This window comes from Vibrio sp. KMM 9700, assembly GCF_058545285.1.
Genome location: NZ_CM178590.1, coordinates 87,325 through 101,311, shown reverse-complemented (window position 1 = coordinate 101,311; position 13,987 = coordinate 87,325). Strand labels below are relative to the sequence as shown.

The window sequence follows — 13,987 nt, the reverse complement described above, 5'->3', positions numbered from 1 at the left end:
TTAAAATAAAAGAATAATACTTGCAGCTAAATTTTATTTAATGTTAGTCTTAAGCCAATTAGTCGGGGTGCCTAGATGATTATGGAAAATCTAGCGCTGAGATCGCTATTTGCGGACCCGTAGAACCTGATCCAGTTAAGACTGGCGTAGGAAACTAATAGCTAATAGTTTGCAACAATGGGGTGGTTTCACCATCTCACTTTGCATCTCGAGCTTGTTTCTTATGCCCTATAGGAAGAATCATGCAAGCTCAAAATCAAGCCTCTAGTTTCGACAACTCTTCTCACATTACGCCGAATGTTTTAACCATTGCCGGATCGGACTCTGGCGGCGGCGCAGGCATTCAAGCCGATATCAAAGCGATGAGCGCAACCGGCAGTTATGCGGCCTCGGTGATCACCGCATTAACGGCGCAAAATACCCAAGGCGTCAGCGGCATTTTATCGATTGAGCCTGAATTTGTGGCGAGCCAATTAGACGCTGTGTTTACGGACTTAAATATCGCAGCGGTAAAAATTGGCATGCTCAGTGATAGCAAAATCATTGAAGTTGTGGCGCAAAAGCTAAAACAATACCAACCTAAATTTGTGGTGCTTGATCCTGTCATGGTGGCAACCAGTGGTGATATGCTACTTGAGCAAAATGCTGTCACAAGTTTGATTGAGCATCTTTTGCCGCTTGCAGATTTGATCACCCCAAACCTACCAGAAGCGGCGGCGTTAACTGCGCCAAATCAAGATATTGATATCCCAACTAGCAAACAAGCGATGCGCGATCTCGTCGCTCAACTTCGTCAATTGCCTGCCAAAGCTTGCCTATTAAAAGGTGGTCACTTAGCCCGTGATGCGCAAGGCACAGATCTTCTCATTACCCCAAATCAAGTTGTTGAACTGTCTACGGCGCGAATTGAAACTGAAAATACGCACGGTACGGGCTGCTCGCTGTCATCTGCGATTGCATCTTATTTGGCTCAAGGGCTAAGTTTGCAAGATGCAATTGTTGCGGGCAAAGGCTTTTTGACCCAGGCGCTGCGTTATGCAGATGAGCTTGACGTGGGCAAAGGGCATGGGCCTGTGCATCATTTTTATGCGCAAAAGCACAGCCAAGAAAGCGATCCAAGCGCTTTGATTGATATTCAAATCTTAGATCTATAACGAGGCAGGCAAATGGATACGACAGGCCATGTCCCAACAATTCGTTTTTGCAATGCATCGCTGCGTTATACCGATGCCACAGCGCCAGTGTTTGAGAAGGTCAATCTTGAGTTCCCAGCAGGTAAATGGAGCGTCTTAGTTGGGCGTAGTGGTTGCGGTAAAACGTCACTGCTGCGTTATTTGGCTGGACTTTTAGATGACAGCCAAATCCATTGGCAAGGGCAAACTTTTATTGATGCCAATCAAGTTCAGCAGCCAAATCTCGCGCTGGCTTATATGGCGCAGCAAGACTTACTATTGCCTTGGCTGAATGTGATGGATAATTTGTGTTTAATGGCAAAGTTCACGCCAGTTGATAAAGCAAATTTTGAGAAGAAGGCTTTGGATTTACTTGAAAAAGTAGGCTTAAAAGATGCTGCAAAGCTTTATCCAAATCAGCTTTCTGGTGGCATGCGTCAGCGAATCGCTTTGGCACGTACCTTGATCCAAGATAAACCTGTGGTTTTAATGGATGAGCCGTTTTCAGCCCTTGATGCGGTGACGCGTTTTGAGTTGCAAAACCTTGCAGCAGAGTTATTAAAAGATAAAACCGTGGTGCTTATCACGCACGATCCGCAAGAAGCTTATCGCCTGGGGCACAAGATTTATCTGATGCAAGGCAGCCCAGCTAATTTAATTGAGTTAGAGGTGAAAGACAGCCCGATGCCACGAGTGATGGATGGCGATTTAGCACGCTTTACTCAAACCATGTTGGAGGAGCTTGGTGTATGAGCCATTTACCACAGAGCGATTCACAACAGAGCCATTCAGGCCAAGGCATTGACAGTAAATTAGCTGAAGCGAGTCAAACCTATTCACTTTTAGGCAAGGCAAAATCTTTGTCATCAAGCAATTATGCGCGCCTTTTGGTCACAGTGGTGCTACTACTTGGCACTTGGCAAGGTGTGGTGATGCTGTTTGACTTGCCATCCTTTATTCTGCCAGAGCCCAAAGCTGTGCTCGAGCGTTTATGGCTACGCCAAGATGTTTTGCTTAAACACACTTGGGTGACGGTGCAAGAGATCTTTTGGGGATTAGGGCTTGGGCTTCTCATGGGGCTGTTATTTGCTCTGATGATGCTGATGTTTAACCCTGTGCGCCGCTGGCTGCTGCCGATTTTGATTGTTAGCCAAGCGATCCCAACCTTTGCGATTGCGCCAATTTTGATGATCTGGCTTGGTTATGGCATCGCGTCGAAGATTTTAATGACGGGTTTGATGATTTTCTTCCCTGTCACCATGTGCTGTTATGACGGTTTACGCCAGACGCCAAATGGGTATTTAGATTTAGCCAAAACTATGGGCGCAACCAAGATGAAACGCTTGTGGCATATTCGCCTGCCTGCTGCCATGCCAACACTTGCTTCGGGCGTGCGTGTGGCGGTTGTGATGGCGCCAATTGGCGCAGTTGTCGGCGAATGGGTGGGCTCAAGTGCAGGGCTTGGCTATTTAATGCTCCAAGCCAATGCGCGCATGATGATAGATGAAATGTTTGCTGCGTTAATTATTTTGGCATGCATGTCTATGGGTTTATATGTCTTGACTGACAAGTTATTAAAACGCCTTGTATTTTGGGCGAATAAATAAAAATATATCATTGAAAAGGAATAAAAAATGAAATTAGCGTCACTGAAAAAACTCTCACACAGCATGTTTGCTTTGGGCTGTTTGGCATTAAGCTTGAATGCGCAAGCAGAAGATAAAACCAAGTTAACCTTAATGCTGGATTGGTTTGTGAACCCAAATCATGGTCCAATTGTACTGGCGCAAGAGAAGGGCTATTTTGCAGAAGCAGGTCTTGAAGTTGAAATCCAAGAGCCGGCTGATCCAAGTGTGCCAACCAAAATGGTGGCGGCAGGTCGCGCTGATTTAGCTGTGTCTTATCAACCAAGTTTAACCATTGATGTGGCGGCAGGTTTACCTGTTGTGCGCAGTGGCACGCTTATTTCAACCCCTTTAAATGAACTCTTAACGCTAAAATCAAGCGGCATTGACTCACTGGATAAGCTTAAAGGTAAAACCATTGGCGTATCCGTTGCTGGCAACGAAGAAGGCACGATTGGCAATATGCTGCAAAGCGCAGGGCTTAAATTCTCTGATGTGAAGATTGTGAATGTCGGTTGGGCGTTGTCTTCTTCGCTTGCATCTGAAAAGGTTGATGCTGTCTGGGGCGCAATGCGTAACTTTGAGTCAAATCAACTTGAACTTGAAGGCAAGCCGGTGAATGAATTCTTCCCAGAAGAGCATGGCGTACCAACTTATGATGAACTTGTGTTTGTAGCCAACAGCAAAACCTTTGATCCAAAAGTGATCCAAGCCTTTAACCATGCGGTGGAACGTGCAACCTTATATATTGTGAATCATCCAGATGATGCGTGGAAAGAGTTTATTCAATACTCACCAGATACGCTGAATACTAAGCTTAATGAAATGGCATGGGCAGATACACTAAACCGTTTTGCATTGCGTCCGCAAGCATCGGATCCTATCGCATATCAAAACTTTGCTGATTTTATGTTTGAAACTGGTTTGCTTAAAAAAGAAGTCAAAGCAGAAGATATTTTAGCTAAATTTTAATCCTCAAGCTTTGAGATAAAAATAAACCATACGCTTTCCTGAAATTTGGGGAGCGTATTTATTTATATTTTGCCTAAATGAGGGTAAAGGAAAACATATGACTCTGAATGATTTAATCCAATCTTGCCAAAGTGACTGGGATGCATACACCCAGCATGAATTTGTCGCTCAACTTGCCGATGGCAGCTTAGATCAAAAAGCCTATCAGCATTATTTAATTCAAGATTACTTATTTCTAAAGCAATATGCCCGTGCTTATGCGTTGGCGATTTATAAAGCCGATACCCTTGAAGACATGCGCGCTGCATTGCCAAGTGTTGCTTTGTTGCTCGATCATGAAATGGCGCATCATGTGGAAGTTTGCAAAAGCTTTGGCGTGGAAGGTGATCTTGAAGCCATGGATGAAGATTTTGGCACAGTGGCGTATACGCGTTTTGTACTTGATGCTGGCATGGCTGGGGATTTACTCGATCTTTATACTGCGCTTGCGCCGTGCGCGATTGGTTACACCGAAATTGGTCAGCGCCTTGGCAAAATGAGCGCATCTGAGCTTGAACAAACCCCATATGCTTCGTGGATCAATATGTATGCCAGTGAGGAGTTTCAAGAGGGCGGCGAAAAAACAGAGGCATTTTTAAATGCTAAGCTAGCAGAGGTTGACTTAGCGAGTCCACGTGGTAAAAAGTTATGTCAGATTTTTAAAACCGCCACCCGTATGGAAATTGCGTTTTGGCAACAAGGCTTAAATGCTGCAACTGCCTAATTTAAATAGTGCAAATAAAAAAAGAATTAAGGATTTTTTATGACATTGCCACGCTTTGATGAAATTTCAGAGTTGATCCAAGATGCTCTTTCTGAGCTTAAACAGCAAAAGCCGTTAGTCGTAAATATTACCAACTATGTGGTGATGAATAATACCGCGAATGCGCTGCTTGCTATCGGTGCATCGCCGATTATGGCGCATAGCCGTGAAGAAATGTCAGAAATGATGCAAATCGCCAGTGCACTAGTGCTTAATATCGGCACTTTAGATAGCATGTGGATCCCAAGAATGCGCTATGCGATTGAGCAAGCAAATAAAAACAGAGTCCCTGTCATTCTTGATCCTGTTGGCTGTGGCGCCACTCGTTTGCGCACGCGCATCTCACGTGAGTTTGCGGACTTAGCCGATAATCTGATTATTCGCGGTAACGCTTCAGAGATTATTGCGCTAGCCGGCTCACACGGGCAAATTAAAGGTGTGGATGCACGCGATAGCATAGACAAAGCATTATTTGATGCTCGTGAGCTAGCCAAGCGTTTTAATGCGCAAGTGGTTGTCTCTGGCGATCATGATTTAATCGTGTGTAAATATGGCGATTTATATCTTAAAAATGGTCATCCTATGATGGCGCAAGTCACTGGCATGGGCTGTACGCATACAGCGCTTACTGCTGCGTTTGCAGGGATAGGCGAAGTCTCTGGTATAGTCGCGACAGCAGTACTTGGCGTGGTCGGTCAACTTGCTGAGCAAAAATCGCAAGGGCCGGGTAGCTTACAAGTCAACCTGTTAGACACTTTATACCAAATCACAGCCGAAGATGTGCTTGAACATCTTGACTATGAGGTGATTGCTTAATGGAAGCGAGAAACTAATGGCGCTTTTTTCACATCCTATTTATCTTGTCACCGATGATGGACAAGATTTGGAAACCTTGGTTAAAGTCGTTAAAGGCGCTGCGCAAGCGGGTGTTGGCATGGTGCAAATTCGTGAAAAGCATGGCGACGTACGCGAGTTTATTGCCAGAGCCAATGCAGTGAAGCCTATCTTAAAAGCCGCTAATATTCCGCTTATCATTAATGACAGGTTGGATGTCGCTTTGGCTGTGGACGCCGATGGGTTGCACTTAGGCCAGTCGGATATGCCTGCTGATATTGCGCGTAAGCTTTTAGGCGCTGATAAAATCTTAGGTTTGTCGGTTGAAAGCATGGATGAGCTGATTGAGGCGCAAGATCTTGATTTGGATTATCTTGGCGTGAGCGCAATTTTTGCCACGCCCACTAAGACCAATACCAAGAGGCATTGGGGGCTAGATGGCTTGCGTGACGCTGTCACAAAAAGTCGTTTGCCTTTGGTCGCAATCGGTGGCATTCATGCTGACAACATCCAAGCTATCGCTGACACCAAAGTTGATAGTATTGCTCTGGTTTCAGCGATTTGTCATGCGGATGATCCGAAACAAGCTGTGCTTGAATTAACTGCCGCGATAGGTTGAAAAGCTAAATGATGAGCACAAGAGTGGCACATGATAGTGCTCATCTTCATTGGCAATCGCAAAGCGGATCACTATATCATCTAAAAAAGGGAAATCTTTCGCGCTAATACTACGCTTATGATCTTGAAACGAGTTAAAATAGCTCGCAGTATGGAACACAAGTTGATATTTGCCTCGTTGAAATGCTTCCCCTTCAAGCATTGGCGCATCGGTGCGTCCATCATCATTGCTGGTGCAAGAGTGGATCAGCTCATACTTGTCATCTTGCAATGCAAAAAGCTCAATTAAAATCCCATTCCCCGGCTTACCATGTGCTGTATCTAAGATATGTGTGGTGAGTTTTCCCATCTTGACCTCCTGTCGATTTTGATATTGAAACTTGAGTATGAAATTTCAATATAACAAACTTTTTGTTCAATTGTATACAAGGTTGAGTGACGATTTTAGTGGTGAAGATACATTAAAAAGCCCCAATCAATGAGCATCAATGCTACCGATTGGGGCTTAATTGTTTATGCGGCAAACTTTTGTTTCTTAAGCATTCGTTAATCAAGCATGGGGCATTCAAGCGATAAGCGCTTCAATGGACTACAACTTGGCTAAATCCACATCTTGGTTTGCTTTAGATTGAGCCGCTTGAGATTGCTTAATGCGCTCGAGGAGTTGCGCTTTATTGGCATCACTCATTGGCTCACCTTTGGCATATACATCATGCATCACAGCATCAAGGGCTTGTTGAATATTAGCTTTTTGCGCATCGGTAAGGCTTTGTTTCGCAATAAAGTTTTTCACCCACAGGCTAACGGAAGTGCCATTATTACGGCTTAGCGCAGTCACAAGGGCTTGAAGATCAGAGTCTGGCGCAACTTGCTCCACTGGTTGCACATTTGTCGCTTGCTTTAACTTGCGTTTTTGCGCGAAATACATACCTGTCATCCAAATAAACAATGCGCCAAATAGGGCTGTCGTCCAAGGCCAAATGCCAGCATTGTGAATTGAATTTGACGCATCTTGCGGGGCAAGATTATCCGCAGTTTGACTATTCTCAGTTTGACTTGGCGCCGCTTGAGTTTGGTCAGGCTGCGCAGGTTCGTTTAGGTTTTGATTAGCTTGACTTGGCTGCTCAGGTGACACTGGCGCAGGCTGAGTTTGCGCAGCGTTTGCCTGCTCATCTTGCGCCGGCGCATTTGGATCTGGCGCAATGTTTAGCTCAATCCCATCCACTTGCGCCATTTGTTTACTTTGAGAGTGCGTATCCCACCAAGGGATCTCAACATCTGGCAGGCTGACTTTACCCGCGCTTCTTGGCATCACCACTTGTTTGAGAGTCATCATGGTGTAACCCTTGGCATCACGATCAAACTTAGGTTTTTCGTCATACACACGCACCCCTTGCGGGTAGTAAATCGCAAGACTTGGGAACTTATCAGCGTTTAAATCTTTCACTCGCAGGCGAATGGTACGTGTAATCGGTGTGCCGACTTTAGCTTCTAACACGCCTTTGCTGCTATCTAGTGGCTTGCCTTGGCTATCCGTCCAAGTTTGCATCAGGCTCAGTGAGCTGGTTGGCAGCCAAGCGCCTTGATAATCCGATGGTTTGCCATGTACCGTCAGTTTAATCGGATCTGCCGCAATATCGACGGGCACCATACGTTGGCGACCTTGGTTATCTCGCTGAATAATCGTGGTTTTTAGTCTAATTGGAGCAATTTCAATATCACCAGACGCATTCGGGCTGACTTGATAATCTTGCGTCACCATTATGGTGTCGATGCCATCAATCACAGTGCGCAGTTGGTTTTGCTGACCAATCGCCTTGATGTCCACATCATCACTTTGCGGCGCCGTTAAATCTGGATCTTGCAAGCTATATGGGTTGGTTTTAATAAACAGCTTGGTCGTCAGTTTGGCGGTTTCACCTAAATAAAGCTCAGTTTTATCAATGCTACTTTCAACTTCAACTAAATCTTTGACATCCGGCAGCGGGGCGCCTTGAGTCACGTTTAGCGTAATTGGCTGAGTTTTCACGCCATTGATATCTAAGCTTGGGATCACCACTTGGCCTGTCTTGTTGGTGGTTAGCGTCATGTTCCATTCACTTTGACGCGTGACAGTGCCATTAATGCTGTAACGGCTGTTGCCAAATTGTAGGCGACCATAAGTAAAGTCTTTGTCTAGCGGGCTGAGATCTAAGTCTTCACGCGAGGCAAGATCATCCAATGAGACGCGAAAACGAAAAATTTCCCCGGATTCGACCGTAGTGCTGCCAACCGATGCCGTTGCCGTGGCAGCTTGAGCTTGCAGGCTAAAAAGGGCTAGCATCAAGCTGAAAATTAAACCGAATAGATGATGACGTATTTTGAATATTTGCTGCATATTCACTCGCTTATATTTATTATCTTGCATAGGGATCACCATGATTGTGCTGGCGCCTCCACTTGACCTTTTTGACGCGCTTCTAAAAGCATCTGAGCTTCTAACAATTGACGCGCATTATCTGGAATTTGATTTAACTTTTGCAACTCAGGGCTAAGCTCCACACTGCTGCTTTTGCGCTGACCTTGGCTTGGCGTTGCCGCTTGTGCTTGGTTGTCGCTTTCTTGCATCGCTTTATCTTCAGCCTTGGTGCTGCCCGTCATATTGCCGGCTTGCTTACCTTTTTCACCATCACTTTGCTCTTGGCCTTGGGCATCCACTTGTTGCTGACCATTTTGCTGTGGTGAATCTTGCTGCTGAGCGTTTTGATTTTGCGCCTGTTGATCTTGCTGTTCATTCTTCGCTTGGCTTTGCTTAGCACCTCGTTGTGACTGATTGTCCTGACTTTGCTTATCTTGGTTATTCGCTTGATCTTGGCTATTACTTCCAGATTGGTTTTGCCCACTCTGGCCATTTTGGTTTTGCGCTTTATCTTGCTGACTATTTTGGCTTTGCTGGCCATTTTGCTGGTTTTGCTCAGCGTTTTGGTTCTCTGAGTTTTTATCTTGGCTGTTTTGATTATCCTGATTTGAATTATTTTGTTGATTTTGCTGCTGCTCAAGCGCCTTGTTGACCACATCTAAATTATGCTGCGCATCTTGATTTTGTGGCTCATCTTGCAAGAGCTTTTCATATTCAGTTTTAGCATCTTCCAGTTGACCTGATTGCGCTAGCGCATTGGCGCGGTTATAGCGAGATTTAGCATCCTCTAAGCCTTGTAGTGCGTCGATAGCGCCTTGATAATCACCGGCTTGATAACTGGCTGCGCCTTGCCAAGCTTTTGAATCAAATTTGTCTTTTGCCGCCTGATAATCTTGATTTTGAAAGTCTTGATAGGCGCGCTCGGCTTTATTTTTAAACGCTGAGTCAATAAAGCTTTGCAGCGCGCTCGGCGCTTGCGCCGTTTCTTCGGCTGCCATAACAGGTTTGGCTGTATACAAAGGCAAGCTAAGTAAGGCTAGGAAGCTAAAGATATAACCTTTGCGAAAACCAAAACAGGCGAGCACGAGTAAAATAGGCAGCAGCCAATAGCCTTGGTTTTGATAGGTTTCAAATTGCTTATCCTTATCTTGGTTTGCTTTTAAATGATCGCCTACTTGGTTAAGTTGTCTATCTAAACGATGAATATCTGCGTCATTGGTGGTGAGCGGGGTATACACACCAGAGTGCAATTGCGCGGCTTGCTCCAAGTTGTCGATATTTGTTTTAGCAATGACGGGCGCGCCGCCAGGGTTAGAGGCTGTGGCTTGCAATAACATGCTGCCATCTGCGCTGCGCACAGGACCGCCTTCTTTGGTGCCGACAGACATGGTCGACAACTGCCATTGGTTGCCATCAAGAAGCTGATTAATGTTTTCAAGTTCGGCATCACTTAAATCATCTGCAATCAGTAGCAGTTGGCCTTGGTTTTTGCCGGCTTGTTTTAGCATGTTAATTGCCGCTTCAACCCCTTTGGCTGCATCTGCGCCTTGGCCTTTATAGGGCATAATCGCAGGATCTAGGTTTGGCACAAGGTTTGCCAAAGTTTTGCTGTCTTGGGTTAATGGGCTAATCGTATAGGCGATGCGATCATAGGCGATTAAACCTGTCACACCTTCTTTAAAGCTTGGCAATAAATCCAAGACTTTTAAGCGCATTTGCACCAAGCGACTCGGTTGTAAGTCATCTGCATAGACAGAGCGACTCATGTCCATGATCAAAACGCGAGATTGGCCTGTATTAAAGCTTGGCACCGATTGCTTATGAAAACTTGGGCTTGCCAATGCCAGCAAGGCAATGCTCCACGCAAGGTATAAAAGCGTGAGCCATTTGCTTGATTTAGTTTGTTCATGCCCAAGCGCTTGCGCTAAATGCGGCGCAAGCAGTTGGGTTTGTTTTTTCTTGGTTTTTAACAATAACCCAACGAGCGCAAGGATCACAAAGCCCCACAGCCAATTTGGGTGTAAAAATCGAAACTCAGACAAAGGGGCAAGTAACTCAGCCATTTCGTCTCCTTAAAATCACAATCAGAAGTGATAAAAATAAAGCCAATGCGAGTGGGTAAATAAACCATTCACTCTGAGGGCGCCAGCTAATGGTGTCGTTGGCAATCGGCTGTAATTGATTAATCGTGTCGTAAATCTCTTCAAGCTCAGACTTATCGCGCGCGCGAAAATATTTGCCACCCGTCATTTCTGCAATCTGGGTGAGGGTGTCTGTATCGAGATCTTTTGCAGTATCCACCACTCGGCTGCCTAAAAGGCCACGTACTTCCATTTTGCCAGCGGCAATCCCAATTGTGTAAATGATAACATCATTTTTTTGCGCAATTTTTGCCGCTTCAAGGGGCTCAATCACGCCTGCGGTATTACTCCCATCACTTAAAAGCACGATCACCCGCTGCTGCGCGTCACTTTCGATAAAGGTTTTACTGGCGATGCCAAGCCCTTCACCAATCGCGGTTTGGCTGCCTATCATATTCAGTTGGGCGCGGTTTAACTGCTGGCGAACGGTTTCACGGTCGAGCGTCAATGGGGTTTGCAAATAAGCGTGATCGGCAAATAAAACCAAGCCTAAGCGATCCCCTTGGCGCGCATCAATAAACTCATTCAGTACTTGCTTGACGGCGCTTAATCTGTCAATAAAACCATCTTGGGTTTGGATATCTTCTTGCGCCATCGAGCCAGATAAATCCACCACTAGCATCATGTCACGATGCTCAGGTTGGTATTCGATTGGGTCGCCATACCAAACCGGGCGGGCAGCAGCGATGACAAGGCATAGCCAAGCGATAACAGTTAAGATTTTTAATAGCTTATTTGACTGAGCTTGCACACTTTGGGTTTGTGGCAAGTGCGGCAAGATAATCGCTTGTTTTGGCTGCTTGGCGGGTAGCACATGATAAAACAGCCAAGGCAAAGGCAGGGCACACAGCATCCACCACCAAGTGAATTCAAACATCTTGGCCTCCTGTTCGGGTCTGCTTTGCATTATTACTTTTTACTTGGCGCTGGTGTTTAATCAGTTGCGGCGCAGCTTGCTTGACCCAAGTTTGGCATTGGTGTTGAAAGACTTTTAGCTCAGCGTCTGCCACGGCTTGGCCTTGATATAAGGCTTTGTCCCAATCGCTTTGGTTCTGGCTAAAGCTTGGGCTGACATTTGCATGCTTATCTAAAAACTGCGTCCAAGCTTGGCCGGTTAAACCTGCCACTTGCTCGCGCGGATAATAGCTTAAACAAAAGCGTTTCAAAATCGCTTGCAGCGCATCGGGGGTGTGCGCAGTGCTCAGCTCATTTAAGGCTAAGTTTTTGAGTTTATTCTTGTTTCGTTTTTGCTTGAGGGCATAAATAATTGCCACGACAGCAAGCATGGTCAGGGCAATTAAACACCACCAGCCCCATGCAAGCGGCCATGCACTCGGCGCATCAGGCAAGTGCAGCGGGGCAAGATCAAGCGTCATTGAAGGCGTTTTGGGATCAGCCATGATCAGTTTCCTGTGAAGATGAATGAGAAAGATAAGGCTTAGCGATTTCTTGCAGCAAGGGATTGGCAGCGCTTAAAGTGCGATACGGGATCCCCATTTGCATTGCTAAACTTTCAATCATTTTTTGATGCTTAAACCAATGTTGATTCAAACTCTCGCGCACGCTTTTTTTACCAAAGTTTAGCCATGAGGTGTGTTTGCCATCACTGACATACTCTTGGCCACGAAAACGGGTTTGACCTTGCTCAAGCGGATCATAAAAGTGCACAAACTGCATTCGGTTATGCATTCTTAATTGATTTAAAAGCCCTTTATTCTCATTACTAAGCTCTTGAAAGTCTGTCAAAAAGACCAAGTCACTGCCTTTTGGAGACAGGCGCGCTATGGTGTCTAAGATTTGCTTTAGGCTATACGCTTCAGCTTGCATATCTATACTTGAGGAAGTGAGTTGGGCATCCAAGGCTGCGTCATTGGCTTTAATAATGGCGTGCGCCAAATGCAACGCACCTTGCGCGCGCGCAGTGGGACGCACCTCAATCAAGTCAAGGCCGTTGTTGATCACAGCGCCGACTCTGTCTTTTTGCGCGACAGATAGCCAAGCAATTAAACTGGCTAAGTGCGCCGCTTGGACAGATTTAAACAATAACTGGCTGCCAAAACGCATACTTGGAGTTAAATCAAGATAGATGATTGTGCTTTGCTCGCGCTCTTCGGTAAAAAGCTTGGTATGAGGCTCACCAGTACGCGCCGTCACGCGCCAATCAATTGAGCGCACATCGTCGCCCGCTTGATATTGACGCACTTCAGCAAAGTCCATGCCGCGGCCTAAACGCTTACTTTGATGCTCACCATGGAGTTGCGACCAGAGGCTTTTTTTCGGCGCAAGCCAAGCATGAGCATGATTTTTATAATAAATAAGCTCATCAAGACACAAACGAACTCCACTGGCATGCGGCGGCATGATAGGGGAATTGTCGTGACTCATGCGCTACCTACCACACTCAGTAAGGTATCGACGACTTGATTTGCGCTAATGCCTTCTGCTGCCGCAGAATAAGTGCGTAGGATGCGATGACGCAGCACAGGATAAGCCATGGTTTGGACATCTTCTGGGCTTACAAAATCACGCCCAGATAACCAAGCGTGGGCACGCGCTGCGCGATCAAGCGCAATCGTTGCGCGAGGACTCACGCCCATGCTGATCCAATTGGCAAGCTCATGGCTGTATTCACTCGGGTTACGGGTGGCAATCACCAAGCGAATAATATATTGCTCAATGCTTTCTGCCATTTGAATGCTGAGCACTTCTTGGCGCGCAGCAAAAATTTGTGCTTGGCTGATGGTAATAGGAGTTGGTTTGGCTAGACCTTGGGCTTCACCACGGTTTAAACGCAAAATCTCAAGTTCACTTTGATGGTCGGGATAATCGACTTCAAGGTGAAGTAAGAAGCGATCAAGTTGGGCTTCAGGCAGAGGGTAAGTCCCTTCTTGCTCAATTGGGTTTTGGGTTGCCATCACTAAGAATAGCTCAGGCAGTTGGTAGGAGCTTTTGCCAACCGTAATTTGTTTCTCGGCCATTGCCTCAAGCATCGCAGCTTGCACTTTCGCCGGGGCGCGGTTGATTTCATCGGCTAACAACAATGAGTTAAAAATTGGGCCTTGTTGGAACCTAAACTCACCGGTTTGCGCTTGATACACATCACTGCCGGTTAAATCGGCTGGGAGCAAATCTGGGGTAAATTGCACGCGGTGAAAATCTGCGGTGATGGAATCGGCTAAGACTTTGACGGCGCGGGTTTTGGCAAGCCCAGGAGGGCCTTCGACTAAGATATGACCATCGGCTAAAAGCGCAACTAATAGCTGTTTGACTAATTCAGTTTGGCCTATTACTTGACTGTTTAAATAAGCTTGTAGCTCTGCAAAGACCTTGGCTTGCATGGAGGTTTCCTTTTTTATTCTCATTAGTAGGGATTTAAATGATCTTTGCGTCATACAAAAATCATCTAAATCCAGAAGTCACTAAAT

At 45.8% G+C, this 13,987-nt stretch carries 14 protein-coding genes and 1 riboswitch; of the genes, 7 read left to right on the top strand and 7 right to left on the bottom strand.

Annotated features, from left to right (window positions below; genetic code table 11):
* The first annotated feature begins 53 nt into the window (after positions 1 to 53).
* Positions 54 to 170: riboswitch (TPP riboswitch) on the top strand.
* Positions 171 to 242: 72 nt separating this feature from the next.
* The 7 genes from thiD (at position 243) to thiE (ending at position 6,024) form a co-directional block, all read left to right on the top strand.
* Entirely contained in the window at positions 243 to 1,154 is a 912-nt protein-coding gene (thiD, locus tag AC2VOY_RS11770; protein WP_491833715.1) for a bifunctional hydroxymethylpyrimidine kinase/phosphomethylpyrimidine kinase, read from the top strand.
* A gap of 12 nt (positions 1,155 to 1,166) precedes the next feature.
* The gene (locus AC2VOY_RS11765; RefSeq protein WP_491833713.1) at positions 1,167 to 1,925 is read left to right on the top strand and encodes an ABC transporter ATP-binding protein; all 759 of its coding nucleotides are present in this window, start codon (positions 1,167 to 1,169) and stop codon (positions 1,923 to 1,925) included.
* Positions 1,922 to 2,779 (top strand): ABC transporter permease, encoded by an 858-nt coding sequence (locus AC2VOY_RS11760; protein ID WP_491833711.1) that lies wholly within the window; start codon positions 1,922 to 1,924, stop codon positions 2,777 to 2,779. The genes AC2VOY_RS11765 and AC2VOY_RS11760 overlap by 4 nt, the downstream gene beginning before the upstream one ends.
* Positions 2,780 to 2,806: 27 nt before the next feature.
* Complete coding sequence (locus AC2VOY_RS11755) at positions 2,807 to 3,769, top strand: ABC transporter substrate-binding protein (RefSeq protein ID WP_491833709.1); 963 nt, start codon at positions 2,807 to 2,809, stop codon at positions 3,767 to 3,769.
* Between the two features lie 97 nt (positions 3,770 to 3,866).
* Positions 3,867 to 4,532, top strand: coding sequence for a thiaminase II (tenA, locus tag AC2VOY_RS11750; protein WP_491833707.1), 666 nt, complete (start codon positions 3,867 to 3,869; stop codon positions 4,530 to 4,532).
* A 39-nt stretch (positions 4,533 to 4,571) separates the two neighbouring features.
* Positions 4,572 to 5,387: a hydroxyethylthiazole kinase gene (thiM, locus tag AC2VOY_RS11745; RefSeq protein WP_491833705.1), complete on the top strand. Its 816-nt coding sequence runs from the start codon at positions 4,572 to 4,574 to the stop codon at positions 5,385 to 5,387.
* Between the two features lie 16 nt (positions 5,388 to 5,403).
* Positions 5,404 to 6,024, top strand: coding sequence for a thiamine phosphate synthase (gene thiE / locus AC2VOY_RS11740; RefSeq protein ID WP_491833703.1), 621 nt, complete (start codon positions 5,404 to 5,406; stop codon positions 6,022 to 6,024).
* On the opposite strand, the gene uraH is transcribed toward thiE, so the two are convergent.
* From uraH to AC2VOY_RS11705, 7 genes are all read right to left on the bottom strand, one after another.
* Positions 6,004 to 6,372: a hydroxyisourate hydrolase gene (gene uraH / locus AC2VOY_RS11735; RefSeq protein WP_491833701.1), complete on the bottom strand. Its 369-nt coding sequence runs from the start codon at positions 6,370 to 6,372 to the stop codon at positions 6,004 to 6,006. The genes thiE and uraH overlap by 21 nt on opposite strands.
* A gap of 240 nt (positions 6,373 to 6,612) precedes the next feature.
* Positions 6,613 to 8,430 carry a BatD family protein gene (locus tag AC2VOY_RS11730; protein ID WP_491833699.1) on the bottom strand — a complete coding sequence of 606 codons (1,818 nt, stop codon included), beginning with the start codon at positions 8,428 to 8,430 and terminating at the stop codon, positions 6,613 to 6,615.
* Between the two features lie 5 nt (positions 8,431 to 8,435).
* On the bottom strand, positions 8,436 to 10,484 hold the full coding sequence (locus AC2VOY_RS11725; RefSeq protein WP_491833697.1) for a VWA domain-containing protein: 2,049 nt from the start codon (positions 10,482 to 10,484) through the stop codon (positions 8,436 to 8,438).
* Positions 10,477 to 11,439, bottom strand: coding sequence for a vWA domain-containing protein (locus AC2VOY_RS11720; RefSeq protein WP_491833695.1), 963 nt, complete (start codon positions 11,437 to 11,439; stop codon positions 10,477 to 10,479). Before AC2VOY_RS11720 ends, AC2VOY_RS11725 begins: the two co-directional genes overlap by 8 nt.
* Complete coding sequence (locus tag AC2VOY_RS11715) at positions 11,432 to 11,962, bottom strand: DUF4381 domain-containing protein (protein ID WP_491833694.1); 531 nt, start codon at positions 11,960 to 11,962, stop codon at positions 11,432 to 11,434. The genes AC2VOY_RS11720 and AC2VOY_RS11715 overlap by 8 nt, the downstream gene beginning before the upstream one ends.
* Positions 11,955 to 12,947 carry a DUF58 domain-containing protein gene (locus tag AC2VOY_RS11710; RefSeq protein ID WP_491833693.1) on the bottom strand — a complete coding sequence of 331 codons (993 nt, stop codon included), beginning with the start codon at positions 12,945 to 12,947 and terminating at the stop codon, positions 11,955 to 11,957. The genes AC2VOY_RS11715 and AC2VOY_RS11710 overlap by 8 nt, the downstream gene beginning before the upstream one ends.
* Positions 12,944 to 13,900: an AAA family ATPase gene (locus AC2VOY_RS11705; RefSeq protein ID WP_491833692.1), complete on the bottom strand. Its 957-nt coding sequence runs from the start codon at positions 13,898 to 13,900 to the stop codon at positions 12,944 to 12,946. Before AC2VOY_RS11705 ends, AC2VOY_RS11710 begins: the two co-directional genes overlap by 4 nt.
* Positions 13,901 to 13,987: the final 87 nt, after the last annotated feature.